The organism is Sphingomonas sp. BK069 (assembly GCF_014193405.1).
Taxonomy (GTDB): Bacteria; Pseudomonadota; Alphaproteobacteria; order Sphingomonadales; family Sphingomonadaceae; genus Sphingomonas.
This window is the reverse complement of record NZ_JACHZH010000001.1, coordinates 610,674-630,273: the sequence shown is the minus strand read 5'-3', so window position 1 is coordinate 630,273 and position 19,600 is coordinate 610,674. Positions and strand designations below refer to the sequence as shown.

Genomic DNA, 19,600 nt, shown 5'->3' with positions numbered 1-19,600 from the left:
TTATGGCTCGTCCGATCCCGCCGCCCGCGCGCCCGGGCTGATCGCGAGTGCGTCGAGCCGCTTGCGCAGCGTGTTGCGGTTGAGCCCGATGGCGCGGGCGGCGCGCAGCTGGTTGCCGCCGTGGCGTGCCAGCATCGCCGCGATCAAGGGCCGCTCCACCGCGCCGATCACGCGATCGTAGAGCGAGCCGTCGTCGAGCGCCCGCGGCTCCTCGCGCGCCAACCGCTCGATCATCGCGCGCACCGCCGCCTCGATGCCGGGATCGGGCAGCGCCTCGACCGACGTGGGAACGGCGCCAATCGTCGCCGTCACCTCGGCCGCGCCGATCCGGTCGTCGCGCGACAGCGCGGCGAGGCGGCGCATGAGGTTCTCGAGCTCGCGGACGTTGCCGGGCCAGTCATGCGCCTCCAGCGCGGCGACCGCCTCGGCGGCGAGCGTCTTGCGCGGCAGCCCCGCCTCGGCCGCGCGGTCGAGGAAATGGCGCGCCAGCTCGGCGATGTCGCCGCGGCGCTCGCGCAGCGCGGGCAGCGCGACCGGCACGACGTTGAGGCGGTAATAGAGGTCCTCGCGGAACTGCCCGCCCGCGACCGCCTGCTGCAGGTCACGGTTGGTGGCGGCGACGATGCGGACGTCGGCGCGGATCGTGCGCGCGCCGCCCACCGTGGTGAACTCACCCGACTGGAGCACGCGCAGCAGCCGCGTCTGTGCCTCGATCGGCATGTCGCCGATCTCGTCGAGGAAGAGTGTGCCGCCCGCAGCCTGCTCGAACCGCCCCGCGCTCCGCTGCGTTGCCCCGGTGAAGGCGCCGCGCTCGTGCCCGAACAGCTCGGCCTCGATCAGCTCGCGCGGGATCGCCGCCATGTTGATCGGGACGAACGGCGCGGCACGGCGCCCGCCGAGATCGTGAATCGCGCGCGCGACCAGCTCCTTGCCCGTGCCCGACTCACCCGAGACCAGCACGGTCAGATCGTTCGAGATCACGCGCGCGATGACGCGGTACACGTCCTGCATCGCGGGCGAGCGACCGATCAGCGGCAGCTGCTCCTCCTCAACGGCACGATCCTCCGTCGCCGCGCCCCCGCGCTTGAGCGCCGCCGCGATGGTGCGGGTCAGCGTGTCGAGGTCGAACGGCTTGGGGAGATAGTCGTAGGCGCCCGCCTCAGTGGCGCGCACGGCAGTGGTCAGTGTGTTGCGCGCGGAGAGCACGATCACCGGCATGTCGGGGCGCTCGCTCGCGAGCCGGCCGGCATGGTCGATGCCGTCCCCGTCGGGCAGCACCACGTCGGTCACCAGCACGTCGGGCGGGTGGGTGCGCAGTTCGCGCGCCATGTCGGCCAAGCTGGCGGCGGTACGCACCGTGTGACCGGCACGACGCAGCGCGTGCGCCACCACGGTGCGCACCGCGTCGTCGTCGTCGACGATCAGGACCTTGCCGGCGATCACGCGGCGCGCGGCAGCAGCAGGCGGAAGACGGTATGCTGCGGCTGGCCCTCGCGCGCATATTGCACGATCCCGCCCATGTCGCGGACCAGCTTGTCGACCAAAGCCAGCCCCAGCCCCTTGCCCTCGGGTCGCCCGGAGACGAACGGGTCGAAGAGATGGTCGGCGATGTCATCGGGCGCGCCCGGCCCGGTGTCGATCACGCACAGCTCGATCGGCAGCGCGACGCGCTCGCGCCCCTTGCCGGTCGCCACGGTGATGCCGTGGCGATAAGCGGTGGTGAGCGTGATCCGCCGCTCGCCGCGCTCGCCCAGCGCCGCGGCGGCGTTCTTCAGCAGGTTGAGCACCACCTGGAGCAGCGCGTCGCGGTTGCCGAGCACCGGCGGCAGCGACGGATCGTAGCGCTCCTCGATCGGGAGATCGCGCGCGAAGCCCGCCAGCGCGACTCCCCGCGCATGCGCCAGCAGCGGGTAGATGTTGAGCGGCGCCACCTCGCGCGGCCGGGTATCAGTGAAATCCTCCATATGGTCGATCAGCGCGGCGATGCGGTCGACCTCGGTAATGACGAGCCCGGTGAGCTCGTCGGGCGCCGCGCCATCGGCAATCAGCTGCGCCGCGCCGCGGATGCTCGACAGCGGGTTCTTGATCTCATGCGCCAGCATCGCCGCCGCCCCGACGGCGGCGCGCGCCGCCGCGGCGCGATCGCTCGACACGCCCAGCCGGCGCGAGGCGGCGGCGTGGTGGAGCGTGATCGTGCGCCAGCCGGGCTGGTCAATGACTGCCGCCTCGACCAGGTCGACGCGGACGCGGGCACCGCCGCGCGTCTCCACCTCGATATCGAAGGCGGCGAAGGCATGATTGGTGCGCCGTGTCTCGGCGTCGGCGGCGCCGAGCAGCTCGGCGACGGTCTGGCCGCGCATCGCTCGCTCGGAGAGGTTGAGCAGCGTTTCCGCCTCGGCGTTGGCGCGCTCGACGCGATCTTCGGGATCGACCACCAGCACCGCGACCGGCAGCGCGGCGAGCAGCTCGGCCTCGCTCGGCCCGCGCTGCGTCGATCTCACGCGGCGTCCCGCATCCGGTGCGGCGCGTAGAAGTCGGCGAGCATCGTCTTGACCCGCTCGGGATCGGGCTCCTGGTTCACCGCGTTGCGGAACTCAGCCGAGCCGTGGATCCCCTTGGTGTACCAGCCGATGTGCTTGCGCGCCATGTTGACGCCGGTGACGATGCCGTAGTGGCTCAGCATCATCTCATAATGCTCTGAGATCACTGCATATTGCTCGTCAAGCGTCGGGTCGGGCCGGCGCTCGCCGGTGGCGAACCAGTGCATCAATTGGCCGAGCAGCCATGGCCGCCCATAGGCACCGCGGCCGATCATCACGCCGTCCGCGCCCGACTGGGCCAGCGCGGTCTCGGCGTCGTCGATCCCGCAGATGTCGCCGTTGACGATCACGGGGATCGAGACGGCCTCCTTGACCGAGCGGACGAAGCCCCAGTCGGCGTTGCCCTTGTACATCTGGTTGCGGGTGCGGCCGTGGACCGTGACCATGCGGACGCCGAGGTCCTCCGCGATGCGCGCCAGCTCGGGCGCGTTGAGGCTGTCGTGGCACCAGCCCATCCGCATCTTGAGCGTCACCGGTGCGTCGACCGCGCGCACCACTTCCTTGACGATCGCCGCGGCGAGCCCGAGGTCGCGCATCAGCGCCGAGCCGGCGTCGCCGTTCGTGACCTTGCGCACCGGACAGCCCATGTTGATGTCGATGATCGCGGCACCCTTGTCGCGCGCCAGTCGCGCCGCCTCGCCCATCTCGTGCGGGGTGCAGCCGACCAGCTGCATCGACACCGGCTCCTCCGAGACGTGCCACATCGCCTTCTGCAGAGACTGGCGCGTCTCGCGGATCGCCGCCTGGCTCGCGATCATCTCGGTGACGTTGAGCCCCGACCCGTAGCGCCGCACCAAGGTACGGAACGGCTGGTCGGAGACACCGGTCATCGGCGCGAGCACGACCGGCTGGTCGACGCTCACCTCACCGATGCGGATCGGCGTGAGCCGGGAGGGAAGAGGCTGATTCATCGCTGCTGCTCGAAAAATGGGCAGGTAGTCGACGCGCACCGCTCTGGCAAGCTCGGCGCGGAGCGGCTAGGGCGCGCCGCCATGACCACGGTCGCCCTCATCGTCGCCGCCGGCAGCGGCTCGCGCAGCGGCAGCGCCGCGCCCAAGCAATATGCACTCGTCGCGGGTCGGCCGATGATCGCGTGGAGCCATGCCGCGCTGTCGGCGCACCCCGCGATCGACCGCGTGATCGTCGTGATCGGCGCGGGGCAGCAGGCGCTGCTCGCGGCGGCGGTGCCCGGCGCCGAATGGGCGATCGGCGGCATCGAGCGGCGCGACTCGGCGCGCGCGGGGCTCGACGCTGCCGCGGGCGCGACGCGCGTGCTGGTGCATGACGCGGCGCGGCCGTTCGTGCCCCATGCGGTCGTCGACCGGCTGCTCGCCGCGCTGGCCGACGCACCGGGCGCGATCCCGGTGCTGCCCGTCGCCGATACCTTGGTAGCGGCGGACGGTGCTACGGTAGCGCGGGAGACGCTCGCGCGCGTGCAGACGCCGCAAGCGTTCGACGCCGCCACACTGGTGCGCGCGCATGCGGAGTGGGATGGCGGCGCGGCGACCGACGACGCGCAGATGGTGCGCGCGCTCGGGCTGAGCGTGGCGCAGGTCGAAGGGGACATGATGCTCGACAAGATCACCTACCCCGCCGATTTCGCCGCCGCGGCGGCGCGCGTCGGCACGGAAACCCGCTCGGCGAGCGGCTTCGACGTTCACCGGCTCGAGAACGGCGAAGAGCTGTGGCTGGGCGGCGTGCTCATCCCGCACCACCAAGGTCTCTCCGGCCACAGCGACGCCGACGTCGCGCTCCACGCCATCACCGACGCAGTTCTCGGCACGATCGCGGCGGGCGACATCGGCACGCATTTTCCTCCAAGCGACCCGCGATGGCGCGGTGCCGAATCGGGACAGTTTCTCGCGCACGCGCGCTCGCTGGTCGAGGCGCGCGGGGGTTGCGTCACCTTCGTCGACCTCACGTTGATGTGCGAAGCGCCCAAGATCGGCCCGCATCGCGCTGCAATGCAGGCGCGGATCGCGGAACTTCTCGGGCTGTCGACCGATCGAGTCAGCGTGAAAGCGACCACTACCGAGCGACTCGGCTTCACCGGACGTGGCGAGGGGATCGCCGCGCAAGCGGTCGCCACCGTGACGCTGCCGGGCGGACTGGACGCATGAACCGCCTCCCCTCGCTCGCCGCGGCACTGGCCGGCGTCGCGCTTCTCGCCGCGCCTCCCGCCGCCGCGCAGGACCGCTGCCTGTCGAGCACCGACGCCGAGTCGATCGCGCTGGTCGCCCTGCCCGAGATCATCCGCGACGCTGGCCGCGTCTGTGCCGCGCTGCCCGCCTCCAGCCTGCTTCGGAAGTCGGACAGCGCCCTGCTCGCGAAGTATGATCGCGAGGCCGACCGCGCCTGGCCAGCGGCGCGCACCGCGATCGCGAAGCTCAGCGACCCGGCGGTGGAACTGCTGCTGCTGAGCGACTATGCGCGCCCAATGCTGACCTCGCTTCTCGCGCCGCAGATCACCGGGCGGATCCAGCCCGGCGACTGCGGGACGCTCGACCGGCTCGTGACGCTGCTCGAGCCGCTGCCGGCGCGCAACACCGCGGGCATCGTCGTCGCGACGCTGCAATATCTCAAGGGCGAGAAGAACAAGGGCAAGCGCGACGCCATCCCCGACCTGCCGGTCTGCGCCGCGGTGACCGGACGGTGAGCGACGACGTGCTCCCCCAGCAACTGGTCGACGCGGCGCGCCGCGTGATCGAGGCCAATCGCGCTGCCGGGCGTCGCGTCGCGGTGGCGGAGAGCTGCACCGGTGGGCTCGTCTCCGCCGCGCTGACCGAGATCGCGGGCTCGTCCGACGTCTTCGACGCGGGCTTCATCACCTATTCCAACGAGGCAAAGCAGCGCCAGCTGCGGGTGAGCGGCGACGTGCTCGACACCTTCGGCGCGGTCTCGATCGCGGTGGCGTGGAGCATGGCGCAGGGCGCGCTGGCGCAGTCCGCAGCGGACGTCGCCGTAGCGATCACCGGCGTCGCAGGGCCGGGCGGCGGGACCGAGAAGAAGCCGGTCGGCACGGTCGTGTTCGCGCGCGCCGAGCGCGCGGGTGACCCCGCCAACGTGGTCGCCGACAAGCGCTTCTTCGGCGACCTCGGCCGCGCCGGGGTGCGGCTTCAGGCGGCGCTGTGCGCGCTGGAACTGCTGCTGCCTGAGCCCGACGAGGAGCCCGCGACCGAGTCGCCGTAGAGCGCGCGCGCGCGCTCCTCGAAGGCGCCGATCATCTTGCGTAGCGCAACGCCGAACACCTGCCCGGCGAGCATCTCGAACATGCGGTTCTTGAAGGCGAAGTCGACGGTGAAGTCGACCAGCGAGCCGCCCTCGCCGTCGGGACGGAAGCGCCAGTCGTTGTGGAGGTACTTCAACGGCCCGTCGACATATTCGACGCGGATCGTGTCCGGCCGCGCCTTGGCCACCTTCGAGGTGAAGGTCTCGCGCAGCCCCTTGAAGCCGACGATCATGTCCGCAAGCGTCTCGCTATCGCCGTCGCGGCGCACGCGCATCGCAGTGACCCAGGGCAGGAACTCGGGGTAGCGGCGCACGTCCGCGACCAGGTCGAACATCTGCTCGGGGCTGTAGGGCAGCCGGCGGGTCTCGCTATGCTTGGGCAAGCTTCGCCTCGCGCGCTGCCCGCATCTTCGCAAAGTCGTCCCCCGCGTGATAGCTCGACCGCGTCAGTGGCGACGACGCCACCAGCAGGAATCCCTTGGCGCGCGCGATCGCGGCATAGGCGTCGAATGCCTTGGGGGGCACGAACTCGGCCACCTTGGCATGGCGCGGGGTCGGCTGGAGATACTGGCCCATCGTCAGGAAATCGATGTCGGCCGAGCGCATGTCGTCCATCACCTGGTGGACCTCGAGCCGCTCCTCGCCGAGCCCGAGCATGATGCCCGACTTGGTGAAGATCGACGGATCGAGCTTCTTGACGCTCTCCAGCAGCCGGATCGACGCGTAATAGCGCGCGCCGGGCCGGATCGTCGGGTACAGCCGCGGCACGGTTTCCAGATTGTGATTATACACGTCTGGGCGCGCCGCGACGATGGCCTCCACCGCGGCTTCGTGCTTGTTGCGGAAATCGGGTGTGAGGATCTCGATCGTCGTCGTCGGGTTGGTGCGACGGATCGCCTCGATCACCCGTACGAACTGCCGCGCGCCGCCATCGGGCAGGTCGTCGCGGTCGACGGAGGTGACGACGATATGCTCCAGGCCCATCTGCGCGGCGGCGTCGGCGACGTTCTGCGGCTCCATCGGGTCGACCGCGCGCGGCATGCCCGTCTTGACGTTGCAGAAGGCGCAGGCGCGCGTGCAGGTGTCGCCCAGGATCATCACGGTCGCGTGCTTCTTGGTCCAGCACTCCCCGATGTTCGGGCAGGCGGCCTCCTCGCACACGGTGGTGAGGCTCTTCGAGCGCATCAGCGCGCGCGTGGCGGCGAAGCCCTCGCTGGTGGGCGCCTTGACGCGAATCCAGTCGGGCTTGCGCTGGCGTGCTGGAGCCGGAAGCGGAGTCATCTCGTTCATGCCGTCGCAGATAGCGGCTGGCAGTCCCCGAAACAACGGAAGGGTAACTGACGAATGAGCAAGTTTAACGATATGGTCGAGGGCTACTATCGCTTTCGCGGCAACGAGTGGCTGGAGGAGCGCGAGCGCTGGACCGAGCTGGCCAGCGGCCAGTCGCCCAAGGTAATGGTGATCGCCTGCTCGGACAGCCGGGTCGATCCCGCCACGATCTTCGGCAGCCGCCCGGGCGAGGTGTTCGTGGTGCGCAACGTCGCCGCGCTGGTGCCGCCGTTCGAGACCGGCGGCGGGCGCCACGGCGTCTCGGCCGCGCTCGAGTTCGCGGTCACCGTGCTCCAGGTCGAGGAGGTGCTGGTGCTCGGCCACGGCGCGTGCGGCGGCGTCAAGGCGGCGCTGTCCGGCGACCTCAAGCAGGCCGAGCCGGGCCATGGCGGCTTCGTCGCGGCGTGGATCGACCTGCTCGACGACGCGCGCGAGAAGGTGATCCACGAGCACGGCCAGGGGCCTGAGGGCCAGACCGCGCTCGAGCAGGAGGGCGTCAAGGTCTCGCTCGCGAACCTGATGACCTTCCCGTTCGTGCAGGAGCGGGTCGAGGCGGGCAAGCTGCGGCTGCACGGCGCGGTCTTCGCGATTGCCGACGGCAAGCTGCGCGTGTTGCAGGAGGACGGCCACTTCGAGCCGGCGTGATCGGGTCGGGGGTGATCGCGGGAGCGGGCACCTCCACCCTCTTCTGTTCCCCGGCGGAGGCCGGGGTCCAGTCGGGGGCCGTAAATGGAACTCACCACGGCCAGCCCAACTGGGCCCCGGCCTTCGCCGGGGAACATGTCTAGCTGAACGCCCTCACCCCGCCGCGGGCGCCACCAGCGCGTCCTTGTCCTTCGGCAGCTCGGCGGTGACCTTGATGTTCAGCTCCTTGAGCTGCTTGGCCGAGACGAAGCTGGGCGCCCCCATCATCAGGTCCTCGGCCTTTTGCGTCATCGGGAAGACGATCACCTCGCGGATGTTGGGCTCGTCGGCGAGCAGCATCACGATCCGATCGATCCCCGGCGCCGACCCGCCGTGCGGCGGCGCGCCGAACTTAAAGGCGTTGATCATGCCGGCGAAGTTGGTGTCGACATCGGCTCTGGAATAGCCCGCGATCTCGAACGCCTTGTACATGATGTCCGGACGATGGTTCCGGATCGCGCCCGACGACAGCTCGATGCCGTTGCAGACGATATCATACTGATAGGCCAGGATATCGAGCGGGTCCTTGGTCTCCAGCGCATCCAGCTCGCCCTGCGGCATCGAGAAGGGATTGTGGCTGAAGTCGACCTTCTTGTTGTCCTCGTCATACTCGAACATCGGGAAATCGACGATCCAGCAGAACTCGAAGCGTGACGTGTCGATCAGCCCGAGCTGGTCGGCGACGCGGGTGCGCGCCAGCCCGGCGAGCTTGGCCGCCTGCGCTTCCTTGCCCGCGGCGAAGAACAGCCCGTCGTCCGGCCCGAGCCCAAGCGCGTCGGCGAGCGCGTTCATCTTCTCCTCGCCGTGATTTTTGGCGATCGGGCCGCCCCACTCGCCCGCCTTGCGGGTGGCGTAGCCGAGCCCGGCATAGCCCTCGGCCTGCGCCCAGGCGTTCATGTCGTCGAAGAACTTGCGGCTCTTGTCGGCGGTGTTGGGCGCCGGGATCGCGCGCACCACGTCGCCCGCCTCGACGATCGACGCGAAGCGACCGAAGCCCGAGCCGACGAACTGCTCGCCGACGTCGCTGATGATCAGCGGATTGCGCAGGTCGGGCTTGTCGTTGCCGTACTTGAGCATCGACTCGCGGTACGGGATGCGGCGGAACGGCAGCGCCGAGACGGTCCGACCCTTGCCCTGCCAGTTCGCGAACTCCTCGAACACGCCGTGCAGCACCGGCTCGATCGCGGCGAAGACGTCGTCCTGCGTGACGAAGCTCATTTCGAAGTCGAGCTGGTAGAACTCGCCCGGGCTGCGATCGGCGCGCGCGTCCTCGTCGCGGAAGCACGGCGCGATCTGGAAATAGCGGTCGAAGCCCGCCACCATCAGCAGCTGCTTGAACATCTGCGGCGCCTGCGGCAGCGCGTAGAACTTGCCGGGGTGAACACGGCTCGGCACCAGATAATCGCGCGCGCCCTCGGGCGACGAGGCCGTCAGGATCGGCGTCTGGAACTCGGTAAAGCCCTGGTCCACCATGCGGCGCCGGATCGAGGCGATCACGCTCGAGCGCAGCATGATGTTGGCGTGGAGCTTGTCGCGGCGCAGGTCGAGGTAGCGGTTCCGCAGCCGGATCTCCTCCGGATACTCGGCGTCGCCGAAGACGGGCATCGGCAGCTCGGCCGCGGCGCTCTGCACCGTCGCGGCGCGCGCGTACACCTCGATCTCGCCGGTCGCGAGCGCGCCGTTCACCGTTGCCTCGCTGCGGCGCTTCACCTCGCCATCGATCGTCACCACCGACTCGACGCGCACACTCTCGAGCAGCGCGAGCGCGGGCGAGTCGCTGTCGGCGACGATCTGGGTGACGCCATAATGGTCGCGCAGGTCGACGAAGAGCACGCCGCCATGGTCGCGCTTGCGATGCACCCAGCCCGAGAGGCGGACGGTCTGGCCCGCGTCGTCGGCGGTCAGCGCGGCGCAGGTGTGGGAGCGATAGGCGTGCATGGGGCGGAAACTCTGGCTACGGCGCCGCGCTTCGCTCCGGGCGCCGGCGCCGCGGGAAGCGACGGCACGGCGGCCTTCGACGCGCCGCGACGGCGGTTGTCGGATGGTCGCCGCCCTCTCGCGTCATTACCCTCTTTGTCAACCCGCGCCTGCCCGGCTATGGGCAGGCGCTTATGCACGTTCACCCCCTGATCACCGACAGCGCGACGCTGGCCAATCTCTGCACCCGCCTCAGCGAGGCGCCGTATGTGATGGTCGACACCGAGTTCATGCGCGAGAGCACCTACTATCCGGAGCTCTGCCTGATCCAGATCGCCGACACCGAGGAAGCCGCCGCGATCGATCCGATGGCGCCGGGCATCGACCTCGCCCCCTTGCTCTCGCTGCTGGTCGACAATGAGGACGTGCTCAAGGTCTTCCACGCCGGCGGGCAGGACATCGAGATCATCTACAATCTCACCGGCAAGACTCCGCACCCGTTGTTCGACACGCAGGTGGCGGCGATGGCGCTCGGCCAGGGTGAGCAGATCGGCTATTCCAACCTCGTCGACAGCTGGCTCGGCATATCGGTCGACAAGGGCGCGCGCTTCACCGACTGGGCGCGCCGCCCCCTCGACGCGCGCCAGATCGAATATGCCATCGGCGACGTGACGCATCTCGCCGCGATCTTCCCCAAGATGCTGGAGCGGCTGCGCAAGACCGGCCGCGGCGCGTGGCTCGACCAGGAGATGGAGCGGCTCGCCGACCCCGCCAATTACGCCAACGACCCCGACGTGGCGTGGAAGCGCGTCCGCGTGTCGAGCCGCAAGCCCGAGGTGCTCGGCCGGCTCAAGGCGATCGCGCGCTGGCGCGAGCTCGAGGCGCAGGCCAAGGACCTGCCGCGCGGCCGCATCGTCAAGGACGAGACGATCGCCGACCTCGCCAGCCACCCGCCGCGCAAGCAGGTCGATCTCGCCAAGGTGCGCGGCCTGTCGCAGACTTGGGCGGGCAACGACATCGGCGCGCGGCTGATGGCGGCGATCGAATCGGCCGGGCCGCTGCCCGAGGCGGAGCTGCCGCCGCGCGAGGACCGCAAGCCCGGGCTCGGGCGCGAGGGCGCGCTGGTGGCGGACCTGCTCAAGCTGCTGCTCAAAATTCGCGCGCGCGACATCGACGTCGCGCCGCGGCTGCTCGCGCGCGGCGACGAGCTCGAGGCGCTGGCGGCGGGGCAGCGCAACGGGCTGCAGATCCTGCAGGGGTGGCGCTACGACCAGTTCGGTCACGACGCGCTCGACCTGGTCGAAGGGCGGCTCGGCTTCGCGGTGCAGGGCGGCAAGCTCAAGATGACGCGGACGGAGGCGGCGGCGTGAGGCGCGTCGCGATCGCGTGCTGCGTGCTGGTCACGCTGGCGGGCTGTGCGCCTCAGATGGCGGCGCCGGCCGCTGTGGCGCCTGCTGCGGGCGCTGAGACACCGGGCACGCGCTGCGACGCCGGCGCCGCGGCGGCGCTGGTCGGGCGCGCGGCGGATGTCTCTTTGGCGGAAGCGCAGCGACTGAGCGGCGCACGTACGGTGCGGCGCTTCGCCAGCGGCGACGCGCTGACGATGGACTATCGCGCCGATCGGCTGAACGTGGAGACCGACGCGCGGGGGACGATCATCAAGCTGAGCTGCGGTTGAAGACTGAGGGCGGAGGGCTCGCCGCCCCCCCAACTGCCGTCATCCCGGACTTGGTCCGGGATCCACCCGTCCGTATACCCCGCGGCCACGCAACGCGCGGAACAATGGATCCCGGACCAAGTCCGGGATGACGGCGGGAGTAAGGCGGGAGAGGCGCGCGTCCATGCCCCTCACCCCAGCCGCGGCTGCAATCCCAGCGCCTGCGCGAGCGCCTTGTGCCGCTTCTGCACCGTCTCGCCGTACAGTGCGGCGTCATCGCCCGGCAGCGTTACCACCAGCGCCCCCGCCTCGACCCGCAGCGAGGAGCGCGCCAGCGGCCCCGCTACGCCCCCGCTGAGGCGTTGCCCCAGCCGCATCGCCGTCCCCCATGCCGCCGCGCGCTTCAACGACGGCTCGTCCGCGAGCAAGGTCAGCGGCGGCGGCGGCGTGACGGTGCCGCCCATGCCGGTCCACAGCGCCTGGCCCAGCATCGCGCGGCCGCGCGCATCGATCCCGACCCAATTGCCGTGGAGCGCGATCTCCAGCCCGCGCTCGGCACGAAAGTCGGGGTTGGCGCGCCAGCCGACGTCGGCGAGATGGCAGGCGGCGGTGCGCAGTCGCGCGTCCCCCGCGTCCTCATCCGCGAACAGCGGCGCGATCCAGGCATCGAGCAGATCGCCATGCTCGGGAAAGCGGCCGCTCACCCGCCCCTCGTCGCGCGTCGCCACCACCAAGGGATCGAGCGCGCGTTCCTCGGCGCTGAGCTCGTCGTAGAGCAGCCCCTCGCGCAGTCCATAGGCCGAGACGATCGTCCGCGTGCTGCCGAGATGCCGCAGCACCGCGGCGAGCAGCGCGGCGGCGTCGCTGAGCGTCGGCACGCGACCGCCCGAGATGCCGGGTATCTCACGCAACCGCGCCTTGTTGACGTGCGCCAGCGTGCGCCGCAGCCGCGCGACCGTATCCGCCGACATGGCATATTGGTGGATGACGGGAAGTGGATAATGGGTCACGACCATGTCCAGCCGCGCCAGCGCGCGCCACGAGCCGCCCACCAGGTACAGCGGCACGTCGCGCCCGGCCCCGCTCCAGCCGCCCGCCGCGAGCAGCGCTCCGACTTTCTTGTCGAGCTGCCCCGTCCCGCGCAGCGCACCGATCCTTAGCACCCCGAGCGGGAAGGAGGCGCGCTCGTGCAGCGCGCCGCCGCGCACGCGGACCAGCTCGAGGCTGCCGCCGCCCAGGTCGCCGACGATCCCGTCAGCATCGGGGATTCCCGACAGCACACCCAGACCCGCCGCCTCCGCCTCCTTCTCGCCGGGGAGCGTCTCGACAGTGAGGCCCGCCGCCTCGGCGACCGCGATCAGTTCGTCGCCGTTCGCCGCGTCACGCACCGCCGCGGTCGCCACGGTGCGCAGCCGAGTGACCTCCATCTCGCGCGCCAGCCCGGCGAAGCGCTGGAGCGCGGTGCGCGCGGTCGCCATCGCCTGCGCGTCGATCGCGCCCGACTGGGCCAGGCTGCGCCCGAGGCCGGCGAGGACCTTCTCGTTGAACAGGATCGAGGGCAGCCGCGGCGGCCCCTGATAGACCACGAGGCGGATCGAGTTGGAGCCGATGTCGATGATCGCGGTGCGTGGCGGCTCGTCGCCTCCGCCTGCCGGCGTGCGCCGCACCCGGCGCGACGGCAACAGTCTCAACGCCGCCGCCTCAGCGACAGCACCGGCACCTCGTCACCGTCGAGCGCCGCCCCGCGCCCCGACAGCGACGGATTCACCATGAAATAGCGGTGGAGGTTGAACGGCTTGTCCCCCGGTTCGACGCGCACGTAGCTGCCGTCGGACTGGAGTTCCCAGCTCTGCTCATTGTCGATGAGGTTAGCAACCATCACTTGGTCGAGCACCTGATCATGCACCGTCTCATTATCGATCGGCAGCAGATACTCGACACGGCGATCGAAGTTGCGCGGCATCCAGTCCGCGGACGAGATATAGACCAGCGCATCGTCGTTGGGCAGCGCGGCGCCGTTGCCGAAGGCGGCGATGCGGCTGTGCTCGAGAAAGCGGCCGACCACCGACTTGACGCGGATGTTCTCGGACATGCCGGGCACGCGCGGCTTCAGGCAGCAGATGCCCCGGACGATCAGGTCGATCTCCACCCCGGCGTTGCTCGCCTCGTAGAGCTTCTCGATGATCGTGGGATCGACCAGCGAGTTCATCTTGGCCCAGACCGCGGCCGGGCGGCCGGCGCGCGCATGCGCGATCTCGCGGTCGATGTCCTGCATCAGCCGCTCGCGCAGGCTACGCGGGCTGAGCACGACCTTCTCCATGTCCCCCGGCTCGACATAGCCGGTAATGTAGTTGAACAGCCGTGCCGCGTCGCGCCCTACCCGCGGGTCGGCGGTGAAGAAGCTGAGGTCGGTGTAGATCCGCGCGGTCACCGGATGGTAGTTGCCGGTGCCGAAATGGCAGTAGGTGCGGAACTTGCCGTTCTCGCGCCGCACCACCATCGCCACCTTGGCGTGCGTCTTCCAGTCGATGAAGCCGTAGACCACCTGCACGCCGGCGCGCTCCAGCGCACTGGCCCATTGCAGGTTCTGCTCCTCGTCGAAGCGTGCCTTCAGCTCCACCACCGCGGTGACCGACTTGCCCGCCTCGGCCGCCGCGATCAGCGCGCTGATCACCGCCGACTGCTTGCCCGCGCGGTACAGCGTCTGCTTGATCGCGACCACGTCCGGGTCGTTCGCCGCCTGCTTGAGGAAGGCCAGCACCACGTCGAACGTCTCGTACGGGTGGTGGACGACGATGTCCTTCGAGCGGATCGCGGCGAAACAGTCGCCGCCGAACTCGCGGATTCGCTCGGGGAAGCGCGGCGCGAACGGGACGAACTTGAGGTCGGGCCGATCCTCGTCGGCGAGCAACGACAGGTCGCCGATGCCGAGAAACGACCCGGTCTCGGTGACGATCGCGTCCGCGCCGCCGAGCTCGTCGCGCAGCACCGCGGCGAGCGTGTCGGGCATGCCGGTCTCCAGCTCAAGACGGATCACGCGGCCGCGGCGCCGGCGCTTGATCGCGTTGGCGAAGTAGCGAACGAGGTCCTCGGCCTCCTCCTCGATCTCGATATCGCTGTCGCGCAGCAGCCGGAACTCCGCCGCGCCGAGCACGTCGTAGCCGGGGAAGAGCGCGGGCGCGAAGCGCTTGAGGATCGACTCGGTGGCGACGTAGCGCGCGCCCTCGCCCGGCACGCGGACGAAGCGCGGCATGCCCGGCGGCAGCATGACCAGCTCGCGGATCGGCTCCTGGTCCGAGCGGCGCACCAGGTCGAACATCACCGCCATGCCGCGATTGGGAAGGAACGGGAACGGGTGCGCCGGGTCGAGCGCCTGCGGCGTGATCACCGGGAAAAGCTGCTCGTGGAAATGCGTCTGGAGCCAGGCATGCTGCTCGGCGTCGAGCGCGGTGGCGAGCGCGTGGCTGCCGAGCACCGATATACCGGCCTCCGCGAGCTCGGCGCGGATGTCGCTCCACACAGCCTGCTGGCTCGCCATCAGCGAGTCGGCCTCTTCGACGATCGCGGCGAGTTGCTGGCCAGGGGTGAGCCCGTCGGCCGAGCGCGCCTCGACGTCCTGGAGCTGCTGCCCCTTCAGTCCGGCGACGCGCACCATGAAGAATTCGTCGAGGTTGGCGCCCGAGATGGCGAGGAAGCGGAGGCGCTCGAGCAGCGGATGCGCGCGGTTGCAGGCCTCGTCGAGCACGCGACGGTTGAACGACAGCCACGACAGCTCACGGTTGAAGTAGCGCCCGCCGTCGCGATCAACGAACGGATCGTCGAGCACGTCCTCGGCGTCGATGCGGGCGATGGTGGTGGGTCGGGTCATGACTGGTCGCTCTGCGCGGTGAACGCCGCGTCGGGCTGGAGGGTTTCGCGCGCCAGCGGGATCGACAGTCGGCGCCGACCCGCCAATGCGGCGCGGTCCAGTCTCTCTATAGCATCGATGACAGCGGCATGACTCCGCTCGACCCGGGCGGCGAGCCAGGCGATCAACTCGGGCCGCGCGTCGAGGTGACGGCGCGCGAAGCCACGCTCGATCAGCGCGCGCACCAGCGCGTCGTCGGGCGCGCCGATCGTCGCCGCCGGGCTGGCGGCGAGGCGCGTGCGCAGGTCGGGCAGCGCGATCGCCCAGTCCGGCGGCAGTGCCGCGGCGAGCAGCAGCAAGGGGCGGCGTTCATCCTGCGCCCGGTTCCAGGCGTGGAACAGCGCCTCCTCGTCGCGGGTCTCGGCATCGTCGATGAGGTTCCCATCCGAGCGCGCCGCGAAGATCTGCCCCAGCAGCGTGCGCCCCGAGCGCGGCGGGCCGGCGATGATCGCGGTGCGCACCGGCCAGGTGGCCCAGTGATCGAGCAGCCGCACCGCGGCCGCGTTGGAGTCGGTGACGAGGAACTCGGCGTCGCGCGCGTCGATGGGCAACGCCAGCGGCAGCGCGAACTGGCTCATCCCGCCGGACCGCGCGGCGGCGCCGCGGCAGGAGCGGGCGCCGCGGGCGTGGCGCCAGGCGGCGCGCGCCGGATCCGCAGCGTCGTGCCGGTGCCGAACACCTGCCAGCCGCGCGCCTCCATCGCCGCGCGGAAGGCCTCGGGCGTGCCCGCGTAGCTCACCGCCATCAGCGAAACGCCGCCGAGCGCGAGGCTGGTCGTCGCCGCCGAGCTTACGCCGGGCACGCCGCGCAGCGCGCCCTCGGTGCCGGTCACCGCGCCCGCGTCAGGCGTGTCGAACTGCACCGTGATGCTGCTGGTGATCGCCGTCGGCGCGGTGAGGTCGGCGAAGGCGTCGGTGAGATCGATCGGCGTCGGCGTCGCCTCCGGCATGATCGGGTTGAGGCCGCTGTCCGGGTCGAGCGCGCCGCCGCGCAACGCCTCCTGGTAGATCGAGTCGAGTCGCCTCACCGCCTCGTCGAGCAGCGCCGGGATGCCGCGCGCGCTGCCGACGCGCAGCGTGAAGCCACGCAGCAGGCGATGATCGGGTCCGTAGCGCGCCTCGAAACTGCCCACCACCGGGCCGCCCGGCCACTGCCGCGTCAGCCGCGCGGTCGGCATCAGCACGTCGCTGGCGCCATATTGGTCGAGCACGGCGCGCCACCAGCCGCGGTCGGGGCGCTGCGTCTCGCCGACGTTGAGCAGCAGCGGGTCGGGCCCCGTGCCGCTCGGCCGGACATAGTCGATCGTGCTGCCGCCGGTGCGGAAGCGCGCCCATGCTTCCTGCCACAGCGTACGCTGCTCGAACGCGGTGCCGACCCCGGTCGCCCATTGCACCGGCACGACGACGAAGGGCGGCGAACGCTCGACATAGGCCGACACGCCGAGCAGCGCGGCGGTGCGCGCGCGATCGAACAGCAGGCCGAGCCGCGCGATATAGCGGTTGGGTCCGATCTGCTCCTGCTCGACGACGATGCTCGACACGATCGAGTCGAGCGCGCCGTCAGGCAGCGTCCGCTCGCCCGCGCCGAGCCGCTGCGCGAGCTGGGTGAAGCCCTTTCGCTGCGCCTCGCGCCAGCCGGCGAGCCGCGCCGCCTCGGCGTTGGGTCCCGAGACGTCGACGCGCACGCCGCTGACCTCGAAATCGTCCGAGCTGTCCACGGCGGCGACGCCGCGGTCGCCGCCCTCGATCTGCGCGACGACCGCGGCGGCGCCGAGCGCGCTCGCGGCCACGGCGGCGATGATGGCGGGGAGGCGTCGCATGTCGCGCGTCTTTTGGCGAAGCAGGCGTGGAAATCCAAGCGCGATGTGGCTAGGCGCGTCGCCATGAGCAACGAAGGTTACACCTACGAGCAGGCCGGGGTCTCGATCGCCGCCGGCAACGCGCTGGTCCGCGCCATCGCGCCGCTGGCCCGCGCGACGCGACGTGCCGGCGCCGACGCCGACCTGGGCGGCTTCGGCGGCTTCTTCGACCTGCGCGCGGCGGGCTTCACCGATCCGCTGCTGGTCGCCGCAAATGACGGGGTCGGCACCAAGCTGAAGCTCGCGATCGAGTGGCAGCGGCACGAGGGCGTCGGCATCGACCTGGTGGCGATGTGCGCCAACGACCTGATCGTTCAGGGTGCCGAGCCGCTGTTCTTCCTCGACTATTACGCGACAGGCCGACTCGATACCGCGGTCGCGGAGCGAGTCGTCGCCTCGATCGCGGAGGGCTGCCGCATCGCCGGCTGCGCGCTGATCGGCGGCGAGACCGCGGAGATGCCGGGCATGTACGGCGAGGGCGACTATGATCTCGCCGGCTTCTGCGTCGGCGCGGTCGAGCGCGGCGACGTGCTCACCGGCACGACGATCGCGCCGGGCGACGTCATCCTCGGGCTCGCTTCCTCGGGCGTCCACTCCAACGGCTTCTCGCTGGTACGCCGCCTCGCCGCCGACAAGGCGTGGAAGCTCGACCGACCGGCTTTGTTCGATCCCGACAAGCTGCTGGTCGATCACCTGATGGTCCCGACCCGTATCTATGTCGCGAGCCTGCTGCCGCTGCTGCGCGCACACCGGGTCAAGGGCCTCGCGCATATCACCGGCGGTGGGCTGCTCGAGAACATCCCGCGCGTGCTGCCCGCCGGCACGCACGCGATGGTCGACGCCGCCGCCTGGGAGCAGCCGCGGCTGATGGCCTTCCTCCAGGCGCAGGGTGCGATCGAGCCGGAGGAGATGGCGCGCACCTTCAACTGCGGCATCGGCATGGCGGTGGTGGTCGCGGCAGATCAGGCGGACGCGGTCGCCGCGGCGCTCCGCGACGCGGGCGAGACGGTCCATGCGATCGGGCGGATCGAGGCGGGCGAGCGCGGCTGCACCGTCTCGGGCTCGATCGAAACGTGGAGCGCGCGCGCCGACTGGACCGCGACCCACCGCGCATGAGCATGCCGGTGCGGGTAGCGGTGCTGGTGTCGGGCCGCGGATCGAACATGCGCTCGCTCGCGGCAGCGGCCGGCGACGCTTACATGATCGGGCTGGTCGCCTCGGACAAGCCCGAGGCGGCGGGGGTTGCCTGGGCGCGCGAGCAGGGGCTGGCAACCTTCGTGCTGTCGCCGCGCGGGATCGGCAAGCCCGCCTATGAGGCGGTGCTCGACGCGGCGCTGCGCGAGGCGGGCGTCGAGGTGATCGCGCTGGCCGGTTATATGCGCCTGCTGTCCGACGCGTTCGTCGCGCGCTGGCGCGGGAGGGTCATCAACATCCATCCCTCACTGCTGCCCAAGTACAAGGGGCTCGACACGCACGCGCGCGCGATCGCGGCGGGCGACGCGGTCGCCGGCTGCTCGGTCCACGTCGTCACCGAGGAACTCGACGGCGGCGCGGTGCTCGGACAGGCGGAGGTGCCGATCGAGCCTGGCGACACGCCCGATACGCTCGCCGAACGGGTGCTGGCAGCGGAGCACCGGCTCTACCCCGAGGTGCTGGCGCGCTTCGTACGCGGGGGAGCGTGGCGCGAGGATTGAGCGGCGTGGGTGCGATCGTCCGCGAGAGATAACGACCATCTCTCCCCTCTGGCGTCATCCTGAGCTTGTCTCGGGATCACCCGTCCGAACGCCCAGGTGCGGAGGTGTTCGCGATACGGTGGATCCTGAGACAAGTTCAGGATGACGCCATGAAAGGGGTGACGCCAGCGATCACGGCGTTGTGTAGGGAGAAACGCGCTCTACACCGCCCGCCCGTAGACGCGATCGTCGTGCCAGGTCGCGCCGACGAGGAAACGCCGTTCGCCTATCACTGCGAAACCGTGCTTCTCGTAGAAGCGATGCGCGCGCCGGTTGCCGCCGTACACGCCGAGCAGCACACGGCCGCGTCCCGCTTTGCGCGCGTCGTCGAGCGCACGCGCGATCAGTGCCGCGCCCAATCCAGTGCCGTGAAACGGTGCCAGCGCGTAGATTCGCTTGAGCTCGATATCACCCGGCTTCGGCACCACTGGCAGGTCGGGTTCGGTGAGCAACGTGTAGCCCACCGGCGCGGCGCCCGGCTCGACCTCGGCCAGCGTCGCGATCCCGCCCTCGACCAGATAGCGCGCGAACGCCGCCGCACTGCTGTTGCGCCCGACGTGGGCGACGATGTCGGCGCCGTCGAGCACGCCCGCGAACGCCTCGAGGAAGGTCGCGCCCGCGACCAGCGCGAGCGCGTCCGAGTCCACGGCGCTGGCGCGACGCAGTCGCCACGCCGGCACCGTCATC

The 19,600-nt window shown here is 70.7% G+C and carries 19 protein-coding genes; 8 read left to right on the top strand and 11 right to left on the bottom strand.

All coding sequences use genetic code 11. From position 1 onward, the window contains the following. From ntrC to dusB, 3 genes are read right to left on the bottom strand one after another with little or no spacing between them, the layout of a single operon-like run. Positions 1–1,443 carry a nitrogen regulation protein NR(I) gene (gene ntrC, locus FHY02_RS03195; protein WP_183920371.1) on the bottom strand — a complete coding sequence of 481 codons (1,443 nt, stop codon included), beginning with the start codon at positions 1,441–1,443 and terminating at the stop codon, positions 1–3. Further along, positions 1,440–2,501, bottom strand: a complete 1,062-nt coding sequence (locus FHY02_RS03190; protein WP_183920369.1) for an ATP-binding protein — start codon at positions 2,499–2,501, stop codon at positions 1,440–1,442. Before FHY02_RS03190 ends, ntrC begins: the two co-directional genes overlap by 4 nt. Beyond that, positions 2,498–3,511 (bottom strand): tRNA dihydrouridine synthase DusB, encoded by a 1,014-nt coding sequence (gene dusB, locus FHY02_RS03185; RefSeq protein ID WP_183920367.1) that lies wholly within the window; start codon positions 3,509–3,511, stop codon positions 2,498–2,500. Before dusB ends, FHY02_RS03190 begins: the two co-directional genes overlap by 4 nt. An 81-nt stretch (positions 3,512–3,592) precedes the next feature. Between dusB and FHY02_RS03180 the strand changes: the two genes are divergently transcribed. Genes FHY02_RS03180 through FHY02_RS03170 form a run of 3 tightly spaced genes read left to right on the top strand, consistent with a single transcriptional unit; the run spans position 3,593 to position 5,789 of the window. Next, positions 3,593–4,720 carry a bifunctional 2-C-methyl-D-erythritol 4-phosphate cytidylyltransferase/2-C-methyl-D-erythritol 2,4-cyclodiphosphate synthase gene (locus tag FHY02_RS03180; protein WP_183920365.1) on the top strand — a complete coding sequence of 376 codons (1,128 nt, stop codon included), beginning with the start codon at positions 3,593–3,595 and terminating at the stop codon, positions 4,718–4,720. Beyond that, positions 4,717–5,256, top strand: coding sequence for a hypothetical protein (locus tag FHY02_RS03175; protein ID WP_183920363.1), 540 nt, complete (start codon positions 4,717–4,719; stop codon positions 5,254–5,256). Before FHY02_RS03180 ends, FHY02_RS03175 begins: the two co-directional genes overlap by 4 nt. Continuing rightward, entirely contained in the window at positions 5,253–5,789 is a 537-nt protein-coding gene (locus FHY02_RS03170; RefSeq protein ID WP_183920361.1) for a CinA family protein, read from the top strand. The genes FHY02_RS03175 and FHY02_RS03170 overlap by 4 nt, the downstream gene beginning before the upstream one ends. Here FHY02_RS03170 and FHY02_RS03165 read toward each other — a convergent pair. Both FHY02_RS03165 and lipA read right to left on the bottom strand, forming a co-directional pair. Next, positions 5,717–6,211, bottom strand: coding sequence for a type II toxin-antitoxin system RatA family toxin (locus FHY02_RS03165; protein ID WP_183920359.1), 495 nt, complete (start codon positions 6,209–6,211; stop codon positions 5,717–5,719). The genes FHY02_RS03170 and FHY02_RS03165 overlap by 73 nt on opposite strands. Further along, positions 6,198–7,118, bottom strand: a complete 921-nt coding sequence (gene lipA, locus FHY02_RS03160) for a lipoyl synthase (protein ID WP_183920357.1) — start codon at positions 7,116–7,118, stop codon at positions 6,198–6,200. Before lipA ends, FHY02_RS03165 begins: the two co-directional genes overlap by 14 nt. A gap of 54 nt (positions 7,119–7,172) precedes the next feature. Here lipA and FHY02_RS03155 point away from each other — a divergent pair, with 54 nt between their 5' ends. Continuing rightward, the gene (locus tag FHY02_RS03155) at positions 7,173–7,802 is read left to right on the top strand and encodes a carbonic anhydrase (RefSeq protein ID WP_183920355.1); all 630 of its coding nucleotides are present in this window, start codon (positions 7,173–7,175) and stop codon (positions 7,800–7,802) included. A gap of 153 nt (positions 7,803–7,955) precedes the next feature. Here FHY02_RS03155 and aspS read toward each other — a convergent pair whose 3' ends face one another. Beyond that, on the bottom strand, positions 7,956–9,779 hold the full coding sequence (gene aspS / locus FHY02_RS03150; protein WP_183920353.1) for an aspartate--tRNA ligase: 1,824 nt from the start codon (positions 9,777–9,779) through the stop codon (positions 7,956–7,958). A gap of 173 nt (positions 9,780–9,952) precedes the next feature. Between aspS and rnd the strand changes: the two genes are divergently transcribed. Next, positions 9,953–11,128, top strand: a complete 1,176-nt coding sequence (gene rnd / locus FHY02_RS03145) for a ribonuclease D (RefSeq protein WP_183920351.1) — start codon at positions 9,953–9,955, stop codon at positions 11,126–11,128. Next, positions 11,125–11,436, top strand: a complete 312-nt coding sequence (locus FHY02_RS03140; protein WP_311731764.1) for an I78 family peptidase inhibitor — start codon at positions 11,125–11,127, stop codon at positions 11,434–11,436. The genes rnd and FHY02_RS03140 overlap by 4 nt, the downstream gene beginning before the upstream one ends. A 170-nt stretch (positions 11,437–11,606) precedes the next feature. On the opposite strand, the gene FHY02_RS03135 is transcribed toward FHY02_RS03140, so the two are convergent. Genes FHY02_RS03135 through FHY02_RS03120 form a run of 4 tightly spaced genes read right to left on the bottom strand, consistent with a single transcriptional unit; the run spans position 11,607 to position 17,141 of the window. Further along, positions 11,607–13,097 (bottom strand): Ppx/GppA family phosphatase, encoded by a 1,491-nt coding sequence (locus FHY02_RS03135; RefSeq protein WP_221198521.1) that lies wholly within the window; start codon positions 13,095–13,097, stop codon positions 11,607–11,609. A 5-nt stretch (positions 13,098–13,102) separates the two neighbouring features. Then, positions 13,103–15,283: an RNA degradosome polyphosphate kinase gene (locus FHY02_RS03130; RefSeq protein ID WP_183920349.1), complete on the bottom strand. Its 2,181-nt coding sequence runs from the start codon at positions 15,281–15,283 to the stop codon at positions 13,103–13,105. After that, positions 15,280–15,900, bottom strand: a complete 621-nt coding sequence (locus FHY02_RS03125) for an HdaA/DnaA family protein (protein ID WP_183920347.1) — start codon at positions 15,898–15,900, stop codon at positions 15,280–15,282. The genes FHY02_RS03130 and FHY02_RS03125 overlap by 4 nt, the downstream gene beginning before the upstream one ends. Further along, the gene (locus FHY02_RS03120; RefSeq protein ID WP_183920345.1) at positions 15,897–17,141 is read right to left on the bottom strand and encodes a heavy-metal-associated domain-containing protein; all 1,245 of its coding nucleotides are present in this window, start codon (positions 17,139–17,141) and stop codon (positions 15,897–15,899) included. Before FHY02_RS03120 ends, FHY02_RS03125 begins: the two co-directional genes overlap by 4 nt. A 63-nt stretch (positions 17,142–17,204) precedes the next feature. Between FHY02_RS03120 and purM the strand changes: the two genes are divergently transcribed. Then, positions 17,205–18,296, top strand: coding sequence for a phosphoribosylformylglycinamidine cyclo-ligase (gene purM, locus FHY02_RS03115; RefSeq protein WP_183920344.1), 1,092 nt, complete (start codon positions 17,205–17,207; stop codon positions 18,294–18,296). Continuing rightward, positions 18,293–18,874, top strand: a complete 582-nt coding sequence (gene purN / locus FHY02_RS03110; RefSeq protein ID WP_183920342.1) for a phosphoribosylglycinamide formyltransferase — start codon at positions 18,293–18,295, stop codon at positions 18,872–18,874. The genes purM and purN overlap by 4 nt, the downstream gene beginning before the upstream one ends. Before the next feature lie 200 nt (positions 18,875–19,074). Here the strand turns inward: purN and FHY02_RS03105 are convergent, their stop codons facing one another. Further along, complete coding sequence (locus FHY02_RS03105) at positions 19,075–19,599, bottom strand: GNAT family N-acetyltransferase (RefSeq protein ID WP_183920341.1); 525 nt, start codon at positions 19,597–19,599, stop codon at positions 19,075–19,077. Position 19,600 lies beyond the last annotated feature (1 nt).

Excerpts from the sequence above, each read along its gene's own strand:
- FHY02_RS03120 (WP_183920345.1), bottom strand. The coding sequence starts at position 17,141 with ATGCGACGCCTCCCCGCCATCATCGCCGCCGTGGCCGCGAGCGCGCTC.
- purN (WP_183920342.1), top strand. The coding sequence starts at position 18,293 with ATGAGCATGCCGGTGCGGGTAGCGGTGCTGGTGTCGGGCCGCGGATCG.
- FHY02_RS03125 (WP_183920347.1), bottom strand. The coding sequence starts at position 15,900 with ATGAGCCAGTTCGCGCTGCCGCTGGCGTTGCCCATCGACGCGCGCGAC.
- lipA (WP_183920357.1), bottom strand. The coding sequence starts at position 7,118 with ATGAACGAGATGACTCCGCTTCCGGCTCCAGCACGCCAGCGCAAGCCC.
- FHY02_RS03180 (WP_183920365.1), top strand. The coding sequence starts at position 3,593 with ATGACCACGGTCGCCCTCATCGTCGCCGCCGGCAGCGGCTCGCGCAGC.
- aspS (WP_183920353.1), bottom strand. The coding sequence starts at position 9,779 with ATGCACGCCTATCGCTCCCACACCTGCGCCGCGCTGACCGCCGACGAC.
- FHY02_RS03130 (WP_183920349.1), bottom strand. The coding sequence starts at position 15,283 with ATGACCCGACCCACCACCATCGCCCGCATCGACGCCGAGGACGTGCTC.
- FHY02_RS03155 (WP_183920355.1), top strand. The coding sequence starts at position 7,173 with ATGAGCAAGTTTAACGATATGGTCGAGGGCTACTATCGCTTTCGCGGC.
- purM (WP_183920344.1), top strand. The coding sequence starts at position 17,205 with ATGAGCAACGAAGGTTACACCTACGAGCAGGCCGGGGTCTCGATCGCC.
- FHY02_RS03175 (WP_183920363.1), top strand. The coding sequence starts at position 4,717 with ATGAACCGCCTCCCCTCGCTCGCCGCGGCACTGGCCGGCGTCGCGCTT.
- FHY02_RS03105 (WP_183920341.1), bottom strand. The coding sequence starts at position 19,599 with ATGACGGTGCCGGCGTGGCGACTGCGTCGCGCCAGCGCCGTGGACTCG.
- rnd (WP_183920351.1), top strand. The coding sequence starts at position 9,953 with ATGCACGTTCACCCCCTGATCACCGACAGCGCGACGCTGGCCAATCTC.
- dusB (WP_183920367.1), bottom strand. The coding sequence starts at position 3,511 with ATGAATCAGCCTCTTCCCTCCCGGCTCACGCCGATCCGCATCGGTGAG.